Source organism: Ruoffia sp. FAM 26255 (genome assembly GCF_045528525.1).
GTDB classification, from domain to species: domain Bacteria; phylum Bacillota; class Bacilli; order Lactobacillales; family Aerococcaceae; genus Ruoffia; species Ruoffia tabacinasalis.
In genome coordinates this window covers 83,351-103,325 of sequence record NZ_JBGQQX010000001.1, presented here as the reverse complement: position 1 = coordinate 103,325, position 19,975 = coordinate 83,351, and the positions used below count along the sequence as shown (strand labels likewise).

Below are 19,975 nucleotides of genomic sequence, written 5' to 3'. Positions count from 1 at the left end.
AAAAATAAGGGAGAGATAGAAAATGAAGATGAAAAAATTCCTTCTACTCAGTGCATCAATGCTTGCTCTAAGTGGCATTACGCCTGTAGTAAGTATTAATGCGCAAAATAATGATGTTGGTACTGTTGCGATTTCTCAAGAACAAACAAGTGAGTTACAAAATGCTTTTGATGAGGCAGTTTCACTTTATCAATCATACTATCCAAATGCCGAATTAACAGATATTGATATTCACATGCATCAAGAAACAGGGCAGTTTATTACAAGAGTTCTTGGTCGTGGTGAGACAGAAGCATATCAATTAATTAGATATAACGGGGAAAACTTTTTTGCAAGTAAATCTAGAGATGATGACGATGATAATTTAGCTATAAATGTTGATGAGCTGGCTTCCATCGAAGAAATCACTCAATCAGTCATGGATCACACTCAAAATAATAATATCGTTAATTGGAGTTTAGATAGTGATGATGATGATGATATCAGTGATGACGATAAACTAGAGTGGGAGATTACACTCATTGATGGTAATCGGGAAATCGAAGTCGAGATTGATGCCTTAACAGGGGATATTCTTGACCAAGATGATGATGATAGAAATGACATTAATGACGATGTAAATGATGACGATAACGACGATGATGATGATCGCCATTACTACCGTCAATTCTATAATGATTATAGTGGAAGCCGCCCAACAGTTTATGATAATAATTATTACTATGGACGTGATGATGATCGCTACGATGACGATGATAGGGATGACGACGACCGTTATGACGATGACTGGGACGACGATGATTGGGATGACGACGACCGTTATGATGATGACTGGGACGACGATGACTGGGACGACGATGACTGGGACGACGATGACTGGGACGATGATGACTGGGACGATGACGACTGGGATGACGATGACTGGGACGATGATGACTGGGATGACGATGACTGGGACGACGATGACTGGGATGACGATGACTGGGACGACGATGACTGGGATGATGACGACTGGGATGACGACGATTGAGACGACTAACGAGACGCATCGTTTAAATTAAGACGATTCAAACTAAGTTGAATAATTATTTTTAACAAGAAAAAAACGTAATGAAAGTGGATTTGCTTCCCCTCTTCACTACGTTTTTATTTGTTTATCTTTTGAAGCTAGTCGCAGATCCAAGTTCCATTTTCAACGCGACACGATGCGCCAGTATTATCACCTAATACTTGAAACTGAGGTGTCGTAGGTTTAGTGATATTAATATTTGCTTCTTGTGCTGCTTGCTCTAAAGCTTGTTCAATCAGCTCTTGAGGTTGGGCACCACTAATGAGGTATTTTTTATCAATCACTAAAGCAGGGGCTCCTTGAATACCGTAAGCATTAACAAGCGCTAAGTCATTTAAGACTGCTTGTTTAGTTTCATCATTAGTTGCTTGTTTTTTCCATGAATCAAAGTCGATGGACGTTTCTTTTACTAAGTCATCAATGACATTTTGATCTGCTATATTTAAATTGCGTACAAACAAGCCTTCTTGAAGTTTATCAAAGACTTCCCAGTACATTGAATCGCCACCAATTAAACCTGCAGCTTTAGCTGCAATTAGACCAGGTTGCGAATGAGGGAAGTTGAAGTCAGTCTGTCTCATACCTTCGATATTAAAGCGGTGCTCATCATCGTTTTGATTTGCGGCATCCCAGTGATTTAAAACTTCGGGTTTAACTGCTTCATGACTGCCAAACATTTGCTCAAAGTGTTCTACTTCCCAACCTAGGGCAAATGAACGGTGTTGTATATCTAAATTCTGATATTTATCCATGACTTTTCGCATGCGATTTGCATCGGAAAGCAAAAAGAACAGATAACATCGTGAAAAAATTCGATTTCTAGCATAATAGCCTCCTTTATTCCGTAGTGTTAGTATAGCATCCACACCTATCATTACAATGGATATTTGATTGTGTAAGCGCTAAGCTAAATTATATTTTTTTTGCCAGACTAATTTACGTTCAGGGTGTTCAATATTTGATAAGTATAAGAGGTCACCTTCAATATTAACTGAACGTTTTTGTTTTGATCCTCGATATGCAGGGATAAGGCTTAATTATACAGAAGTAGTCATCACAGCTTTTTCTTCATCCAAACTAAAATGCCCTGAATATGCATGATACCCATGCATTCCCATTGCTTTCTCAACATCCGTTCTATAGTGAGCGACGGCATCTTTAGATAAAGCTTCTTTAGCCATTAATTGAACAGAGAATAAGCCAGTATGATCAAAGACTATAAAACCTTTAGCATCCTCACCTAAAGGGTAATAAATATGGTCATTTTGATCGACTGATTCGAATGATTTAAGTGACCAAGTGGTTCCGATTAATTGTTCTTCTAAGTTTTTCATATTTACCTCCAGATAATTGTAGTTGATAATTATAGAATACTATAGTTGTCTAAGATTGGCTGTATTCATGCTTGCGTACATTTTATTAAAAGTTTTATCGAATTAAAAAAGGGAATTATGTTATAGTAAATTAATTGACATATGAAGAAAAAAGAAGCAAAATATAATTAGTTTTTAACTATCCTGTAAGGAGGATTTAATTATGATAAATATTGGAATTGTGGGTTACGGTAACTTAGGGCGCGGTGTAGAGGCTAACTTAAAGAATGCACCAGACATGAACTTAGTGGGGATTTTCTCTCGTCGTAATCCAGATACTTTAGATACAGAAGCAACAGCATATCACATGGATGATATCTTAAACTTCAAAGATAAGATTGATGTTTTAATTTTATGCGGGGGGTCACGTTCGGATATTCCAGAACAAGGACCCGCTTTGGCAGAACATTTTAACACTGTAGATAGCTATGACAATCATAGTCAGATTCCAAACTATTTTGAAAGTATGGACAGTGTGGCAAAAGCACATAAATATGTGTCAATTATTGCGACGGGATGGGATCCAGGATTGTTTTCTTTAAATCGTTTAATTGGAGAGGCTATCTTACCTAAAGGAGATACATATACTTTCTGGGGTGAAGGCTTGAGCCAAGGGCACGGAGATGCGGTTAGACGTGTTGAAGGGGTTAAAGATGGCGTTCAATATACAATTCCAAATACAGAATTAATTGATCAAATCCATGCAGGAGAAACCGTCGAATATACATCTAAATCCGCTCATAATCGTGATGTTTATGTGGTGTTGGAAGGGGGTGCAGATGCAGAAAAAGTAAAAAATGACATTGTAACGATGCCAGATTACTTTGAAGGGTATCAAACCGAAGTCACTTTCATTACGGAGGAAGAATTACATGCAATTCATGCTGGTTTACCACACGGTGGACGAGTGATTCGCTCAGGAGAAACCTCCCCTGACATGCAGCAAGTCTATGAATTTGGTTTAAATTTAGGCAGTAACCCTGAGTTTACAGCTGCAGTCAATGTGGCATATGCACGTGCCGCTTATAAATTGCATCAAGAAGGGCTTTCTGGAGCTCAGACAGTTTTTGATATTGCACCAAAATATTTATCACCTAAGAGTGCTGCAGATTTACGAAAAGAATTATTATAATGAGAAACCCCCGAAAGAAATGCGGTGACATTCCTTTCGGGGGTTATTGTTATCCTAATTTGATACTAGCATCTTCAAGTGCTTTCTCTGCCACTTCCATGACGATTTTACTATGTGTGAGTTTCTCACGAACAGTATCCATATCATGTTCATTAATGATGCGGTTGAAGGCGATAAATTCCTCATACATACGATGCGGGTGTACTTTTAAATCAATGACTTCTTCCGTGAGTTTGCCAATAATTTTAGTATAACTTTCTAACGTGTTTGTTGGACCATTAATAATGAGCGAGCCATCGGTTCCTTGAATCGTACTTTTAATCGGTGCGCTCGTGTCTTTAGATCCAATACAGACAACTTTTGTTTGATCATATTCCATGACTAATATTCCGGATGTATCAATTTCTCGTTCGATATTGGCATAATATTCAACCCGGTTTGGTTTACCTAATAAGCCAACAACGAGGTGGATGTTATAAATATTAATATCCATTAGCGATCCGCCACCCATTTTTGGGTTAAAAGCCGGCAGAATAGTTCCTTCTTTGAAAGCGTCATAACGTGAAGAATACTGTGAATAATTACATTCAATGATTTTTAAATCACCAACATCATTTAAATCCTCTTTAAGTTGGGCAAAATTAGCAAAGTATTGATTGGTAATTGCTTCAATTAAAACTAAATCTTTCTCTAAAGCGATGGCTTCTAACTCTTCTAATTCTTTTAACGTTAAGGTGAAAGGCTTCTCGCAAATCACATGTTTGCCTGCTTCAAGAGCTTTTTTACTAAATTCATAGTGCAGATGGTTCGGTAAGGCAACGTAGACAGTATCTACATCAGTGCGCTTAAGAATCTCATCTTCATTAGTATAAACCCCATCAATATCATAAGTGACGATTAAATCTTTGTTTTTTTCTATGCTCCGCTCAGAAGATAATAGAGCAGTTAGATTAATTTCTGGAATGTCTTTTACCATTTCTAAGAATTCTTGAACGATTTTTCCAGCGCCAAAGATAGCTAAATTCATAAAACTTCCTCCATTCAATGGTTTAACTTAAGTGTTTTGTTCCTTCTTCAAGTAATTTAATTTGTAGTAAAGTTTGGTCGTCTTTAACAACTTTATCTTGCTTGTTAATAAGTGTTTGATAGACATCTTCATAGAAGCGACTATAGTCGCCCACTTCAGAGATGACTTTTTCTTGATGATAGTGATTGTCATCATCCATATATGTTAATGTGCCGTAATGTTGGGGTAAGTCAACGCCAAAGTCAGGTTCAGTTGGCATGTAAAATTGTTTCAAATGCTCTTCCTGACGGTCTTTAGTCTCTTTAATAAATGAGCCTTTTTTACCATAAACAATAAAGCTAGGACGCGGTGTCAAACGGAAGTAACTAGATTTTACGGATACCTTTAATTTGCCGTAGTAAAGGTCTAAATCAAAGTAATCGTTCATTCGACCTTTACCTAATAACTGGCGCACGTCTGAATAAACTTCGTCAGGCTCTCCAAAGTATGAGATAACTTGATCTAAAGTATGGCAAGCATGTCCATACAAAAAGCTGTCAATTCGAGAATACGTACTATTCTCTGGTACTTCGGGTCGGAAGTAATCAAAATGCATCTCAAGTTCTAATAAATCGCCTAACTTATTTGATTCAATCACTTTTTGAACCGTTAAGAAATCTGAATCGTAACGTCTATTTTGATAACTTTGAACAAATAAATTCTTTTCATTAGCGAGCGTGAATAATTCTTGAGCTTGTTCAACTGTTTCAGTGAAAGGTTTCTCGACCAACATATTTTTCCCACGCAATAAACCTTCTTTAGCTAAGGGATAATGACTTGAACTTGGTGTTGTTACTACTACAAGTTGGATTTCTGGGTCATTATAAATATCGTCGATATTCGTTGTATACTGCACTCCTTCAATCGGAGTCCAGTCACTTTTTCCACTGCGAGAATAAATGGTTTTGATTTTTATTTTGTCAGATAATTGGGTTGAAAAAGGCAAATGGTAGCGATTAGTACTTTTACCATTGCCAATGTATGCAATTGTAAGCATGAAAATCCTCCCTTTATATTGTTATTACTAACTATATGCTAAAAATGAGAAAATTAATAGAGATAACTATTCGTAAGATATTATGAATCGAGAAAAAAATAAGGTACAATTTACATAATGAAAACTCTTTTATAAAAAATACATTTAAAAAAAAGGGGTAACGTATGATTAAATGGGGAATTATTGGCGCGGGAAATATTGCACATCGCTTTGCGACGAGTTTAGAACAAGTGAAGGGTGCACGTTTATATGCCGTAGCACGACGGACGATGGAGAAAGCAGAAGCTTTTAGAGCAGAACATCCATGTGATGTCAGTTATGATAATTATCAAACTTTATTAGATGATTCAGAAATTGATGCGGTCTACATTGCTTTACCACACCAATTTCACCTAGAATGGGTTAAGAAATCATTGCGAGCTGGAAAGGCTGTTCTGTGTGAAAAGCCGGCGACGCTGTCACTTCAAGAAATGGAAGAGATTACTGAGACGGTGAAAGAAACGAATGTATTCTTCATGGAAGCAATGAAAAGTCGCTTTGTCCCGGCTTATCGTGAGATTAAAGAGCGCATCGAAAAAGGAGGTATTGGTGAAGTGTTAAGTGTTTCAACGTCTCTGTGCCGTGTATTTACTGAAACGGATGCAAGTTATCACTTTGAGCCTGTTCAAGGGGGCTGTTTACTGGATATGGGAGTGTATAATATTTCATTGATTGAAGATTTCATGACATCACCGGTTCAAGTGAAAGCCGTAGATTATGAAGTGACAGATAATGGGGTTGAAGTCTATGTCGATGCGAAATTAGAATCGAATGGTGTGATTGGACGAGTGGAATCAGCTTTTGACCGTGAAACGGAGACAGTCGCAATTATTACGGGAACGATTGGAGAAATACGTATTCCAAACTTTCATCGACCAGCTTCATACACACTCACTTTAGCTGACAGCAATGAATCACAATTACATGAAGTGCCATATGATCATGATGATTTCTATAGTGAAATCGTTCATGTCGTTGAATGCATTCAAGAACACAAAACAGAAAGTCCGATCATGTCATTAAAGCATTCAGAGAATGTAGCTCAAATCATGGACCAAATTAAAGATGAGATTGTGTTATAATAGAAGGTTGTTATAAAAGATCTAAAGGAGGAATACAAATGAAAGATGGAACTAAACGTGCCGATATTCAAATCGGGACAAAAGTAAAGGTTGTTCAAAAACAAGATCAACGTTCAGGAAAATTGACTGAAGGAGTTGTCAAACGTCTCTTAACTAATTCACCTAATCACCATCACGGAATTAAAGTGATGTTAGAAAGTGGCATTGTAGGTCGAGTTAAAGAAATTATTGAATAATTTTTCAAAGGATGTATAATAGGTGACTTGAAAAAACTGAGAGGAGGAATGTAATGAATCTAACGTTTGATTTATATGAATTAAATACAATAACGATTCTTGTTCGAATTTTACTGGCTGTTCTCATTGGCGGATTAATTGGGATGGAACGTGGGATGAAGAATCACACGGCAGGGCTGCGAACTTATATTCTCGTCTGTCTTGGTTCTACCATGGTCATGATGACAAACCAATACGCTACTGAGAATATTGGGGGAGGAGACCCAACTCGTTTAGGTGCCCAAGTAATAAGTGGGATTGGCTTTTTAGGAGCTGGAACCATTCTTGTTACCAATCGAAATCGAGTGAAAGGCTTAACAACTGCTGCTGGTTTATGGGCGGCTGCCTGTATTGGTCTTGCGATAGGTATTGGCTTCTATGAAGGAGCGATTGCTGGTGGTATTGCCATTTTACTGATTATGACCTTACTTAGACCTTTAAAGAAAGTCATCCAAGGTAAGTCGAGTAAGATTGATTGTTATATTATTGCAGATTCTTTAGATAGCTTTAATCACTTTTTAGAATTTTGTGCGGATTTACGGGTGAATATCATTGATATGCAGATTGAGAGTGAGCATGTCATTGAGAGTGACTACGAAACGGACTCCAATGAAATTGTTTACTTTGTAGCTATCGATTTATATAACCGAATTCAGAAGCAAGACTTTATATTGCGTGTCAAAAACTTAAAAGGGATCAATTATTTTGAAGAATTAGAAGGAGAGTAGTCATACCCTCCTTTTTTTATTTCCAAATTTGTGCGTATTTCTTTTGATACTTGGAGTCATCGACAAAGGTGATAAGTTCAAGTGCTTGAGTTTTAATGACTTCGTCATGCGTTTCGTCATATAAATTGCGCATACCTTGTAAGAAGTCATTACGAATGAGTGTATAATTTTTTTCTTTGTCGCCATCATTGAAACGGTCTATCACGTGTGCTAAGAATAGATTCTTAGCCGCGTCGCTTCCAAGCCCGACTCGCCATAGAGTTTGAATAGTGTGGCGTGCAGTGACAAATTTTTCATCGAAAGTGACTTGCCATAAAGCATCAAAATCTTTTAAAATTCGGTCTTCAGGGTCGCTATAGGCAGCTAAGCGAGATAAATATTGGGCAGCTCGTGATCTTTGATGACCATCTTTATCTGATAATAATTCAATTAAATCATCCCAAACGTCATACGCCCAATCCACCGGTTGTTCTAAAGTCGAATTTAGTTCAATTAAAGCATTATAACGTTCTTCTTTGGTTCCATTTTTAGATAGTTCAAATAAGTCTTGGATTTTTTGATCCATAACGCACCACTTTCTATTGTTTTATTTCTAGCCATTGTTGATAGGCGATATTGAATACTTTTTCTAAAGTTGGTAAATCAATATCATCAAATTGTTTGAAACTAATGCTACTGCTACCAACCTTTACTTTCCCCAGTTGATCTTGATATTTCTTAGCCAAGTATGTCTTATCCTCAACTGCATTCACATACAGACTGAAGTAAGCTTTTTGCCGGGCTAAACCTACCATAAACCATGTTTCATCGGTCTTACCTTTTATTGGGATTTCTCCGTAACCGATGATTTGTTGTTGGGGCCCGCCCAAAAATTTACCTTCCCAAATATTGCGACTATCTCTGCCAAATTGTTTCGTTAACATTTGATCTAATCGAATGATAGTATCTTGATCCTTTTCGTCTAATTCATTTAAATATACATCAAACGTTGTGTCTGTTTTAACTGTCGCCATAATAAGACTTCCTTTTCTTAATCAATATATCATATTATTTATAAAAACACTGCGAAATTAACTTTAACTAAGTTGAATGATTTTGTTGATAGATTGTGTGGTATTAAAATATAGATATAAGAAAAGGAGAGGTTTAAATGGAATTCTATAATGTAAATGACGGAAATAATTTTCCTAAGATTGCTTTAGGGACAGTTGGCCTCAAAGGAGCAAAAGGCGTTCAGTCGATTAAGACAGCACTCAGAAATGGTTATGAGTTAATCGACACATCGACGAATTACAATAATGAAGGGGCTGTTGGGAAAGCCATTCGTGAATTAAATATTCCTAGAGAGCACATTCAAGTCTCATCTAAACTACCAGGAGCTAATCATGAATATGATAAAGCGATTGATGCGATACAAGAATCATTGTATCGGATAGGCATTGATTATTTTGATAAATATTTAATACATTGGCCACTACCAAAACGTGATAATTATGTTGAAGCTTGGCAGGCATTAGTTGATGCTCAGAAATTTGGTTTAATTAAGACCATAGGTGTGTCTAACTTCTTACCAGAACACTTAGACCGTATTATTGAAGCCACTGGTGTGACATCAGTAACGAACCAAATTGAACGCCATCCCTATTTCAATAATTTAGATTTACATCAAGCGAATAAAGATCGAGGGATACTTACGGAAGCATGGAGTCCACTTGGACGTGAGTTAAATGACTTATTAGAGAATAAAGTATTAGCTGAGATTGCTAGAGAACACGACAAATCAATCGCACAAGTAATTATTCGCTGGAATATTCAAACAGGTATCTTAGTCAATGTAAAATCAGGGCAACTGGAACATCAGATTGAGAATATTGATGTTTTTGACTTTGAATTAACCCAAGAAGAGATGGAATTAATTAATCAATTAGACAAAGGAAAAGAAGGTTTAGTTGAAGGGCAAGATCCTAGAGAATACGAAGAGTTTGACTAAGAAAAATAAAAAAATAAGAAGGCGAAAAAGATGAAGCTTTTACAAGGTCTGCATGCAGTTTTGGCTTTAATCATTGAAATTGTTGCTTTAATTAGTTTCGGCTATTTTGGCGCAAGCTTCTTCTCACAAAGGTGGTTACAAATATTTGGAGCTATCGTAACTGTGGGTGTCATCATTATTATTTGGGGAGCCTTTTTCGCACCGAAAGCAACGTACCCACTGCCAATTGCTTGGATGATCATCGGTAAATTCCTTATCTTAATGCTGCCAAGTTATATGTGGTTTCAAAAGGGGAATACTGTGTATGCCGGCAGTTGGTTTGTACTCATTCTTTTTCACCAGTTTTTTCTTTATAACTTTCGAGAAAAATCAATTGTATAAGTATTTAAACTGAGTGAAAAAACTCAGTCTTTTTTTATAGATATTATTGGCGAATGATGAAAGTATTGCTATACTTATTTGTAAACGCTTAAATAAAAAGGAGACACATATGAAATTACAATTCAAAGCTGCTCTAGCACTCAGTTTACTTAGTTTAATGTATCAACCAGTCACAGTTAGTAACACTCAATATGTCATGGCAGAGGCCGTCGAAACGAGTGTCGAATCGGATGTCGTCACAGCCAATGTGAGCCAGCCTTTTCATTATAACCAACATGCCATACTCGAATTGGATGTCGAAGAGGGAGTACAAATTGAACAAATTGTTGCGGATGTCTCACAATTAGGAGGCTCTAGCCAATTAAACATCTCACCTGAATTATTAAAAGTGACCTTATCAGTCACACATGATGTGGAACCGGGTGACTATTCGATTCCGATTACTTGGTGGGATTCAGAAGAACAAGAATATCAAACTGAAACAACCGTGACGATTCTTCCGAGAGAGAAAGAAGAAGGAGAACTGGATTGGGATGAAGAAATTATTTACTTTATGCTGACAGATCGCTTTAAAGATGGCGATGAGTCCAATAATAATCCATGGAATTTAGCATACGAAGAAGCAGATAATCAACGAGGTGTTTATCAGGGTGGGGATTTTAAAGGGATTACTGAACAGATTGATTATTTAGATGAGTTAGGTATTACGACGATTTGGATATCACCGATTGTATCGAATATCGCTTATGATGTATCTTCAGGGACGAATGATGGGGCATTTTATGGCTACCATGGTTATTGGGCACAAAACTTTGAAGAATTGAATCCGCATTTTGGTACGTTGGAAGAGTTTCATGAATTAATTGATACAGCAGCTGAAAAAGATATAAAAATTATGGTCGATGTTGTCTTAAATCATGCAGGTTATGGCATGCACAGTAAAGATAGTGATGTCGATAATGCGCCCGAAGGCTACCCAACAGAGGAAGATCGAGAAGTGTTTGAGGGGATGTTGCGTGATTCCCCAGGTATGGATTCACTGACTCAAGAATTATCTGGTTTGCCTGACTTTACGACAAAAGAACAAGACGTCTATGAACAACTAGTTGATTGGCAGACAGCTTGGCTAGATTTATCAACCACACCTGCTGGTAACTCGATTTCTAGCTTTAGAGTGGACACAGTGATTCATGTTGATAATAAGGCTTGGCAACACTTTAGAAATGAACTCACAGCAATTGATCCAGACTTCCAATTAATCGGTGAAGTATGGGGAGCAAGTGCAACAAGTCCGAAAGGGTATTTGAATTTCGGAATGATGGATAGTGTCTTAGATTTCGAATTTAAAAACTACGCTAGAGATTTCATTAATGGTGACTTTAGAGGTGTAAACTCTCGTCTAGAACGCCGAAATGGTGCAATGACAAGTGCGAGTCCGACTGGGCAATTTCTAAGTAGTCATGATGAGACCGGTTTTTTATATATGATAAACGGCAATGAAGATAAATATAAAGTGGCAGTCACATTACAAATGACTGCTAAAGGGCAACCAGTCATTTACTACGGGGAAGAATTAGGTCAGACGGGAGCCAATAATTGGCCGGTGTATGACAATCGGTATGATTTAGCATGGGACCAAACGGAAGACAATGATATCTTAACGCACTATAAGAAATTACTTCAATTCCGTCGTGCAAATTCTGAATTGTTAGCTCGTGGTTCTAGAGAAGTTTATGGTCAGTCATTAGAAGATCAATGGACAATCGTGACTAGAGAGCTTGAAGGGGAACAAGTTTATATTATCTTTAACTTATCTGAAGATTCACACACAATAAACTTACCCGTATCATCAGAAGATGCAGCAATAACTGATTATTATAGTGACCTCACCTATACTGCGGAGGCAATTGAATCGGGAGAAGCAAGCATTGAATTGATGATTCCATCAATTTCAGAAGGCGGCACAATGTTGTTAGTAGTAGAAGACGGCGAACTGACTCCAATGACTGAGGAGTGATATTCAGTGACTGTGATGCAAATTTCTTTATACTGAAATAAGTCACACTGTACAAATTATGAAAGGAGTTTGATATGTTTAATTTATTAAAGAGGGTATCTCAATTATGTAAATATTTATTAGTTGTAATCCTCGCTGTATCAACGATGACACCGGGATTAGTCTCGGCATCTGAACAAGTGGAAGGAGATTTTGAAGGAAACTTAGCCCAACAAATTCAAGACTTTTCCCAGGAACTTAGACCCTTAGTATCAGAGGAAGTGGAAGAGAATGCGCTTTACTCACCCTTATCGTATTACTTAGCCTTACTCACCTTAGAACCAGGTTTAACCGGATCAGAAAAAGAACGACTCAGTGAAGTTCTAATTCCAGAGGGGATGGACCGAGATGAGTATGTTGCCTCGATGGCAAGTTTTATAAAGGAAGCGACCGAAGGTGATGAACCAATCTTTGATACGAAAACGTATCTTTTAGGTCGGGAAGATTTAAAATGGAATTCGACTTATTTGGAAGATACAAAAGATTTAGCGACTGAAGCGAGTCGAGTTGATTTTCAAGATTCATCAACCTACGAGTCATTGAATGAAGATATTGCTGAATTAACGGAAGGTCTGATTGATCCGTATTATAGTGAAGCACGTATCGCTGAGATGACATCCAATGATTATTTACAAATAGTCATGATGAATTTACTGTATTTCAAGAGCAATTGGTTAAATGTGTTTAACGAAGAATTAAATACAGACGAAACTTTTTACGGTCGCGATGATGAAACAGTTGTTCCAATGATGCATTTGGAAGAAAGTATTCCTTACTTAGAAGGAGACGGCTTCCAAGCTATCTTACTTCCGTATCGTAACCAAGCTAACTTATTAATCGTCATTCCTGATGAATCGGCAGATGATGAAAGCATGTGGGAAGCGTATCAATGGGTATTAGAACAAGAGGAAGAAATTAATAACAAGACAATCGCTTTAACTTTACCGAAATTTGAAAGTAGTGGTTCCTTTGATTTAACGAACTCGTTAGATGCTTTCGACTTAAGTAATTTTAAAGAAGACTTGGGTGAGACCGACTTTTTCACTACTCAAGAAGAAACTGCTTTGAGTCAAATTCTTCAACGCGTTGAACTTGTTCTGGATGAAGAAGGAACAAGTGCAGCGGCAGTCACAGAGATAAATATTGAAACAACGATGGCGCCGGTTGAAGAAGAACCGATTGAATTAAAAGTAGACCGCCCCTTTGCTTACGGGATCATCTATAAAGATATTCCTTTATTTGAAGGATTGATCCATAATATTTCTGAATAAATATACTTAATAAATAAATGAATTAGTCATGCAATTTTCAATGTTTTTTTCTGAGTAGACTGCTATAATAATCTTGTTGTCTATAGAAAGGAAATAACAGATGAAAATAAAAAACAAACTAAATATAATTTTGTGGATGATGTGTGCATTATTAATGACACAAATCACTTTACCTGTAATTCAAGCTGAAGAGGCTTCGAGTTCAGACTTATCTGAATCAGAAGCGACCGAAGAAAAAGATGAATCTGAAGAGAGCAACATTTATGATTATGAAGCGATGGAAAATTTAGATATGGAGCCGCTTGCGTATTCTGAATATGAATCTTTAGAGGATATTGTGTATGAATTATTAGCCAAATATGGTTTAGATGTTTCACAAATTGGTTTAGCTTATACAAATTTACAAACGGATGATGCGTATTATTTAAATGAAGATGAGCAATTTATTGTCGCAAGTATGTATAAAGTACCGATGGTTGCGATGTTTATTGACTTGATTAACCAAGGATACTTAACTTGGGATTCAGAATTACCATATAGTGAAGAATATTACCAAGATGGGGCAGGCGAGATTACCGCAAATCCTAAACAAGCCTATTATCGTTTAGATGATCTGGCATATCAAGCTATTGTTTACTCTGATAATACAGCTTCGCTCATTCTTTATTATTATTACGTAAATAACTTTGGAAGTTTCCGAACAGGACTTTTAGACTTTGTTGATTTTTATGAAGTACCAGAAGTTTATTACTCTGATAATTACGGTTCAGCTTACATGATGAACTTGTCTCTACAAAAGATTGCGACTTACGATACTTACGCTCATGTTCGTGATTTAATGATGCAGACATCACCAAAACAATTATTTTCATTATTTGTTAATGACATGGCGACAAAGTATGGTCGTTATGAGAACATGTTAAATGATAGTGGTATTTTCTATCAAGACGATGAACCGATTTATTCTTTAGTTGTTATGGTAAGTGATGATTTATATGCAGATATGTTCATTGCGGAATTAAATCTACGTGTCAATGAATGGACACTCGCCCAAACAGAAGCATCAGAAAGTTAATCTCACAAACAAATAAAAACACCCGTGAAAGAGGCAGTGATATTCGTCCTCAGTTACGGGTGTATTTTTGGATTTTATAAACCAGTATGTCTTAACCATTGATCTGCGATAAAGGCATGACCTAGACTTGTCGGGTGAACCCCATCAGCACCAGTTATTGTCTCATAACCTAAGTTTTCTCCAGCTTGATTTAAGGCGTCGTCTAACTTCACTAACGTTGCGCCGTATTCTTCGGCTAAGTCTGCAATTACTTCTTTCATTATATCGACATAGGGACGCCAATCTAAGCGGTCCTCAGGGTATGGTAATACATAAGGTTCGACTAAAATAATTTGAACCTCTCGTTCAGTCAATGTCTTTAATAAATATCGATAATTCTCTTTATATTGTTCGAGAATTGTTTCTGTATAGGGAATACCAGCAGACAAACGGTGCCATATATCATTAATTCCAATTTGAATCGTTACTATATCTGGATTTAAATCAAGGCAGTCCACTTGCCAACGAGTGAATAAATCGGTCAATTTATCACCACCAACCCCTTGATTTAAGATATTTAATTGAAGGGGAATATATTGACGATATAACTGTCCGGCAATCATATTGACATAACCTTGCCCTAAATTCGCACCGAAGTATTCACCACGCCCAGCATCCGTAATGCTATCACCGATAAACAGTAGCGTATTTTTATGTTGTAATTGTACCATTTGTTTAACCTCCTAATAGAATTGTTAAGTATGTATTCAATTATTATTATATGATACTTGGAAGCGATTCACTAGTAATGTGAATAAACTGGTTTTTATATCAATTAGCTTGAAAATTGGTTATGATGTAAGAAATTCAATGTGGAGGTCGACTAATGATTCAAGGTATATTTTATTCATTATTTGCGGGAATCTTAATTGCTTTACAAAGTATCTTTAATACGAATATTAGCGCTAAGACGGGTTCTTGGACAATGACAACCGTTGTTCACGGAGTTGGATTTTTAGCAGGTTTGTTAATTGTTATGTTTGTTCGAGACGGTAGTGTGGAAGAGTTACTTTCAGTAAACAAGATGTATTACTTAAGTGGTTTCTTTGGTGTATTAATTGTATACGTTGCTGCACAGGGAATGATGAGTTTAGGACCCGTTTATTCCTTCATGATATTAATGGTTGCACAGTTGTTAATTGCGCTCATCATTAATACGAATGGTTGGTTTAACGTAGAAATGATTGAATTAACATCCGGCAAAGTCTTTGGTATGATAATAATGATTATCGGTATCGTTATTTTTCAAAGAGGCTAGCTTTAAAGGTAAATAAAATATCAAAAGGGGTAAAGTAGAATATGACATATTACTTTCAAGAACATCAATGGGAACCATATGTATACAACAGATTAAACCAGTTAATTGACCAATTTAAAACAAGCGAATCATCAAGTTTTCAAGCAAAACCCTATGTTGTTTTTGACTTTGATAATACAAGTATTATTGGCGATGTAGAAGATAATTTGATGATCTACATGCTAGATCACTTATTATATAAGATGACTCCCGAAGAGTTTGAACAAATAATTATATCTGACATATTTGATATGGATACTAACTTAGATGAGGAACTTGAACATACTTCCCCAAGAAAGTTAGCGATAGATATTATCCAATGCTACACTTGGCTGTGGGAGCACTACATCAAAAAAGATAAAAGTGAACGACCTAGCATAGAAGCTATCAAAGAAACAGGACAATACAAAGCTTTCCAAGCAAAACTTCGCTTTTATTATGTCAATGTGAATGGTAAATTTACTCGTCAAGCAGGCAAACCTTGGCTCACTTATTGGTTTAAAGGCTACACTCCTGAAGAGTTAACAAGCTTAACAAAAGATATGCTAAAAGAAGCAACGAATAAAAAAGCTGAGAAACATATTTATTCAACACCTAAAGAGTTTTTAGGTAAAACAGGTCAAATCAGTAGTGAATTCCAAAGTGGTTTAATCTATCCAGAAGAATTAATTGCTTTATATGAAGCCTTTCAAGCGAATGGTATTGTGACTTATGTCGTGAGTGCGAGTCCGGTTGATGTTGTCAGAACAGCAGCAAGTGAATATCAATTCAAAGTGCCAAAAGAGCAAGTCATTGGAATGAATTATGATTTAGACGCTGAAGGTAAGATCAAAGCTTATATGACTGCTGGGGCGCCGATTACGAAAAAAAACGGTAAGACAGAGGCGATAATGAATTTAATTGCTCCTAAGCATGAGAACCGCCAACCTATCGCTTTATTTGGTGACAGCATGGGGGATTATCATATGATGACAGAATTAAAAGATGTATCGTTAAATGTGATCTTTAATTGTTTAAATCAAGATAAGACTAAAGACTTGAAACAGATTGCAAAGAAGCAGTATCAAAGTGATGGTGCGAATTTTGTAGTCCAAGGGCGAGATGAGAATGCAGTTCGTCTGATCCCGAATACTAAGACATTAGCTCTTGGTCAAACTGAATTAGAATACTAAATTGAGTAGATAATTAGATTAAGTCTTTGAATTATTTTATAATAATTAACATAGGAGGCGTTATAAATGAAGAAAGTTGCAGTAATTTTAGCTAATGGTTTCGAAGAAGTTGAGGCAGTTGCACCGATAGATATTTTACGCCGAGCGAAATTTGAAGTTGATATTTATGGATTAACAGAAGAAGTAACGGGAGCGCATAATATTATTATTAAAGCGGATCACATTCTGGAAGAGCCTATAAAAGGTTATAATTTAATTATGCTACCAGGTGGGATGCCAGGGGCGAAAAATCTACGTGACAATGAACTTGTTATCAAGTCTCTTCAACAAGCCAATCAAGACCAACAACAGATTGCAGCAATTTGTGCGGCACCCATTGTATTAGAAAAGGCAAATCTCTTAGACGGTAAGAAATTTACCCACTTCCCAGGATTTGAAGATCAACTGACAAGTGGTTTTGATCAAAAAGAAGCTGTCGTAATTGTAGATGGCAATATTGTCACGGCACGTGGTGCGGGGGTAGCCCTTGAATTTGGTTATACTTTAGTTGATTTACTTGGCGGTGACGGTGAAGCGATACGTCAAGATATGCAATATAATTATTTATTTAGCTAAACAATAGATAGTAGGTTTAAAGCTGTAAGAATTGTTCAAAGCAATTCCTACAGCTTTTTCTAAATATCAGACCATATGCTGATGCCCGCAATTATTAGCATTGATATATTAGAAACAAATAAACCGATGGAGGTAACAATGGCAAGGAAAACGAACAGACAGGCGAAATCTTTTGGTACGGGAAAATTAGTCTTAACGTTATTTGCACTTATAATTATCATTGGAATAAGTATGTTAGCTTTTATTTTTATTACCGAAGATGCCAAAACTAATTACCAACCATACTATACAATGGCTCAAGTTAATGAAAACTATTTAATTGAAAATCAATCCCAGATTGTAGAGGATATAGAAGCAACGGATGTTGACCTACAACAATTAGGGCACGTCTTTATCCCTGAAGAGCCTGCGAATTATATTGATATTCAACATGTTGGACAGCATAATGTACCATATTTAAACCAAAATGATCCAAGATGGGCGGACAAACATTATGGTACGGATGGTTCACAAACAATTTGGGAAAATGGCTGTGCTGTGGTTGTCTTAGCAATGATAGATAGTTACTTTACTAACACAAAAGTCAGACCTGAAGAAATTACACGTTGGGCTGGAGACGAATACTATATGACAAATCAAGGAACGTCTTGGTCTATTTATTCAACTTTTGGACAAGATTTTGGTTATGAAGTTGTGGATGTAGGTAATGATTTCTACTCAGCGGTGAATCTATTAGACAATGGTTACTTAGTTGTCGTATCAGTTGGACCAGGCACATTTACTCAAGGTGGCCATGTGATGTTAATGCGAGGTTATCAAGATGGATTAGTCTATCTGAATGATCCGAATGATGCACCAGACAAAATGTTTAGTATTCAAGGGATTGAAGCACAGACAATGATAGATGATGCGCTAAATTATTGGGCAATTGCCCCAGTTTAGTGAGTTTAGACATAACTTTAAGGAGGGATATGCATGATTCACGTATTATTTGTATGTTTAGGAAATATTTGCCGTTCACCGATGGCAGAAGCGGTCTTTAGAAAGATGATTCAAGAAGAAGGACTGACTGACAAAGTTACAGTAGACTCTGCCGGAACGAGTTCGTGGGAAGAAGGGAATGCCACACACTCGGGTACTCGAAGACGATTAGCTCAAGAAGGTATTTCAGTTGGTGGTATGTACTCACGACCACTAAACAAAGATGATATAAAACAAGCGACTTACATTATCGGTATGGACGAAAGTAATATGCAGAACATCCAAAAATTTACAAATGGCCAAGCAAAAGGGCAAACGAAGAAGTTACTTTCTTTTATTGGCAGTGATGAAGATATTGCAGACCCTTACTATACATGGGATTTTGAGACAACCTATACTCAGGTTTATGCAGGATGTCAGGCCTTATTAGAGTAAATCAAACAAGAACTTAAATGAATTCAATAGAATGGTATTAATTCACCATGATATTAGTTATAATTAGATGAGAATGATTAGAATAGAGGTAACGTATGAGTCGAGATTTTATGAAAAATTACAAGCGAATTGTGATTAAGATAGGAACAAATTCAATTATGCTTGAGGGAAACCAAATTGATTATAAGAAGTTGGATCGATTGGCATTTGTATGTTCAACATTAATCCAAGAAGGAAAAGAAGTTATTATTGTGACTTCGGGAGCTGTCGGAGTAGGGGCAAGTCATTTGAATTTAACTGAATATCCCCAAACGATTGAGGAACAACAAGCTTTGGCTGCCATTGGACAAAGTATTCTAATGGGGCACTATAGTCGTTTTTTCCAATATTACAACCGAGACACAGCTCAAATTCTACTGACTCGTGATGTTGTGACGTTTGAAACCTCATACTACAACGTTAAGCGAACAATGAATACATTGTTGAAGCAGAAAATTGTTCCAATCATTAACGAGAATGATGCGATTGCTGATGATGAGTTAAATCATCAAACAAAATTTGGTGATAACGACACACTTTCTGCGATCGTTGCAGGTGTCAGTGAAGCGGATTTACTCATTATAATGAGTGACGTGAATGGTTTATACGATTCAAATCCAAAAGAGAATCCAGATGCTACATTAATCGAACACGTTGCGGAAATTACTGATGAAATTGAGTTAATGGCAAGTGGTAAAGGTTCAGCCTTTGCGACAGGTGGTATGGCTACGAAACTTAAAGCAGCCAAAAAAATACTCAATCAAAACCAAGCCATGATTATAACAAGTGGTGAAGATCCGGTATCTATCTTTAGAATACTGGAAGGAGATGTTATTGGTACTTTATTTAAGTAATACATAGAA

The 19,975-nt window shown here is 36.6% G+C and carries 22 protein-coding genes and 1 pseudogene; 16 read left to right on the top strand and 7 right to left on the bottom strand.

Annotation, left to right across the window (positions count from 1 at the left end; all coding sequences use genetic code 11):
• The first annotated feature begins 22 nt into the window (after positions 1 to 22).
• Positions 23 to 1,030, top strand: a complete 1,008-nt coding sequence (locus ACEN31_RS00440) for a PepSY domain-containing protein (RefSeq protein ID WP_407108283.1) — start codon at positions 23 to 25, stop codon at positions 1,028 to 1,030.
• Positions 1,031 to 1,167: 137 nt separating this feature from the next.
• Here ACEN31_RS00440 and ACEN31_RS00435 read toward each other — a convergent pair.
• Positions 1,168 to 1,895: pseudogene (locus tag ACEN31_RS00435) on the bottom strand (DsbA family protein).
• 211 nt (positions 1,896 to 2,106) lie between these two features.
• Positions 2,107 to 2,403, bottom strand: coding sequence for a lipocalin-like domain-containing protein (locus ACEN31_RS00430; RefSeq protein WP_407094640.1), 297 nt, complete (start codon positions 2,401 to 2,403; stop codon positions 2,107 to 2,109).
• Between the two features lie 202 nt (positions 2,404 to 2,605).
• On the opposite strand from ACEN31_RS00430, the gene ACEN31_RS00425 reads away from it, so the two are divergent.
• Positions 2,606 to 3,574 (top strand): diaminopimelate dehydrogenase, encoded by a 969-nt coding sequence (locus ACEN31_RS00425; protein ID WP_407093934.1) that lies wholly within the window; start codon positions 2,606 to 2,608, stop codon positions 3,572 to 3,574.
• 49 nt (positions 3,575 to 3,623) lie between these two features.
• Here ACEN31_RS00425 and ACEN31_RS00420 read toward each other — a convergent pair whose 3' ends face one another.
• Complete coding sequence (locus ACEN31_RS00420) at positions 3,624 to 4,601, bottom strand: Gfo/Idh/MocA family oxidoreductase (protein WP_338489769.1); 978 nt, start codon at positions 4,599 to 4,601, stop codon at positions 3,624 to 3,626.
• 22 nt (positions 4,602 to 4,623) lie between these two features.
• On the bottom strand, positions 4,624 to 5,637 hold the full coding sequence (locus tag ACEN31_RS00415) for a Gfo/Idh/MocA family oxidoreductase (protein WP_407090672.1): 1,014 nt from the start codon (positions 5,635 to 5,637) through the stop codon (positions 4,624 to 4,626).
• A gap of 164 nt (positions 5,638 to 5,801) precedes the next feature.
• Between ACEN31_RS00415 and ACEN31_RS00410 the strand changes: the two genes are divergently transcribed.
• From ACEN31_RS00410 to ACEN31_RS00400, 3 genes are read left to right on the top strand one after another with little or no spacing between them, the layout of a single operon-like run.
• A complete protein-coding gene (locus ACEN31_RS00410) occupies positions 5,802 to 6,758 on the top strand; it encodes a Gfo/Idh/MocA family protein (RefSeq protein ID WP_407090673.1) in 957 nt (318 codons plus the stop codon).
• 38 nt (positions 6,759 to 6,796) lie between these two features.
• Positions 6,797 to 6,994 (top strand): YwbE family protein, encoded by a 198-nt coding sequence (locus ACEN31_RS00405; RefSeq protein WP_197104157.1) that lies wholly within the window; start codon positions 6,797 to 6,799, stop codon positions 6,992 to 6,994.
• Between the two features lie 53 nt (positions 6,995 to 7,047).
• The gene (locus ACEN31_RS00400; protein ID WP_407090675.1) at positions 7,048 to 7,761 is read left to right on the top strand and encodes an MgtC/SapB family protein; all 714 of its coding nucleotides are present in this window, start codon (positions 7,048 to 7,050) and stop codon (positions 7,759 to 7,761) included.
• 16 nt (positions 7,762 to 7,777) lie between these two features.
• On the opposite strand, the gene ACEN31_RS00395 is transcribed toward ACEN31_RS00400, so the two are convergent.
• Positions 7,778 to 8,326 carry a hypothetical protein gene (locus ACEN31_RS00395; protein ID WP_407090676.1) on the bottom strand — a complete coding sequence of 183 codons (549 nt, stop codon included), beginning with the start codon at positions 8,324 to 8,326 and terminating at the stop codon, positions 7,778 to 7,780.
• Between the two features lie 13 nt (positions 8,327 to 8,339).
• The gene (locus ACEN31_RS00390; protein ID WP_407090677.1) at positions 8,340 to 8,774 is read right to left on the bottom strand and encodes a hypothetical protein; all 435 of its coding nucleotides are present in this window, start codon (positions 8,772 to 8,774) and stop codon (positions 8,340 to 8,342) included.
• Positions 8,775 to 8,911: 137 nt separating this feature from the next.
• Between ACEN31_RS00390 and ACEN31_RS00385 the strand changes: the two genes are divergently transcribed.
• From ACEN31_RS00385 to ACEN31_RS00365, 5 genes are all read left to right on the top strand, one after another.
• Complete coding sequence (locus tag ACEN31_RS00385; RefSeq protein ID WP_138405313.1) at positions 8,912 to 9,751, top strand: aldo/keto reductase; 840 nt, start codon at positions 8,912 to 8,914, stop codon at positions 9,749 to 9,751.
• Positions 9,752 to 9,781: 30 nt separating this feature from the next.
• Positions 9,782 to 10,132, top strand: a complete 351-nt coding sequence (locus ACEN31_RS00380; protein WP_338489754.1) for a DUF2568 domain-containing protein — start codon at positions 9,782 to 9,784, stop codon at positions 10,130 to 10,132.
• Positions 10,133 to 10,241: 109 nt separating this feature from the next.
• Entirely contained in the window at positions 10,242 to 12,149 is a 1,908-nt protein-coding gene (locus tag ACEN31_RS00375) for an alpha-amylase family glycosyl hydrolase (RefSeq protein ID WP_407108282.1), read from the top strand.
• A gap of 74 nt (positions 12,150 to 12,223) precedes the next feature.
• Entirely contained in the window at positions 12,224 to 13,459 is a 1,236-nt protein-coding gene (locus ACEN31_RS00370; protein ID WP_407090679.1) for a serpin family protein, read from the top strand.
• A gap of 154 nt (positions 13,460 to 13,613) precedes the next feature.
• Positions 13,614 to 14,534 (top strand): serine hydrolase, encoded by a 921-nt coding sequence (locus tag ACEN31_RS00365; protein WP_407089356.1) that lies wholly within the window; start codon positions 13,614 to 13,616, stop codon positions 14,532 to 14,534.
• A gap of 74 nt (positions 14,535 to 14,608) precedes the next feature.
• Here ACEN31_RS00365 and ACEN31_RS00360 read toward each other — a convergent pair whose 3' ends face one another.
• On the bottom strand, positions 14,609 to 15,244 hold the full coding sequence (locus ACEN31_RS00360) for an SGNH/GDSL hydrolase family protein (RefSeq protein ID WP_138405318.1): 636 nt from the start codon (positions 15,242 to 15,244) through the stop codon (positions 14,609 to 14,611).
• Between the two features lie 155 nt (positions 15,245 to 15,399).
• Here ACEN31_RS00360 and ACEN31_RS00355 point away from each other — a divergent pair, with 155 nt between their 5' ends.
• The 6 genes from ACEN31_RS00355 (at position 15,400) to proB (ending at position 19,966) form a co-directional block, all read left to right on the top strand.
• Positions 15,400 to 15,831, top strand: a complete 432-nt coding sequence (locus ACEN31_RS00355; RefSeq protein ID WP_407089357.1) for a DMT family transporter — start codon at positions 15,400 to 15,402, stop codon at positions 15,829 to 15,831.
• Between the two features lie 41 nt (positions 15,832 to 15,872).
• The gene (locus tag ACEN31_RS00350) at positions 15,873 to 17,042 is read left to right on the top strand and encodes a haloacid dehalogenase-like hydrolase (RefSeq protein WP_407108281.1); all 1,170 of its coding nucleotides are present in this window, start codon (positions 15,873 to 15,875) and stop codon (positions 17,040 to 17,042) included.
• Between the two features lie 66 nt (positions 17,043 to 17,108).
• Entirely contained in the window at positions 17,109 to 17,657 is a 549-nt protein-coding gene (locus ACEN31_RS00345; RefSeq protein ID WP_138405321.1) for a DJ-1 family glyoxalase III, read from the top strand.
• A 138-nt stretch (positions 17,658 to 17,795) separates the two neighbouring features.
• Complete coding sequence (locus ACEN31_RS00340; RefSeq protein WP_407108280.1) at positions 17,796 to 18,599, top strand: C39 family peptidase; 804 nt, start codon at positions 17,796 to 17,798, stop codon at positions 18,597 to 18,599.
• Between the two features lie 33 nt (positions 18,600 to 18,632).
• Positions 18,633 to 19,073, top strand: coding sequence for a low molecular weight protein-tyrosine-phosphatase (locus ACEN31_RS00335; protein ID WP_407108279.1), 441 nt, complete (start codon positions 18,633 to 18,635; stop codon positions 19,071 to 19,073).
• A gap of 95 nt (positions 19,074 to 19,168) precedes the next feature.
• The gene (proB, locus tag ACEN31_RS00330; protein WP_407089362.1) at positions 19,169 to 19,966 is read left to right on the top strand and encodes a glutamate 5-kinase; all 798 of its coding nucleotides are present in this window, start codon (positions 19,169 to 19,171) and stop codon (positions 19,964 to 19,966) included.
• The last annotated feature ends 9 nt before the right edge of the window (positions 19,967 to 19,975 follow it).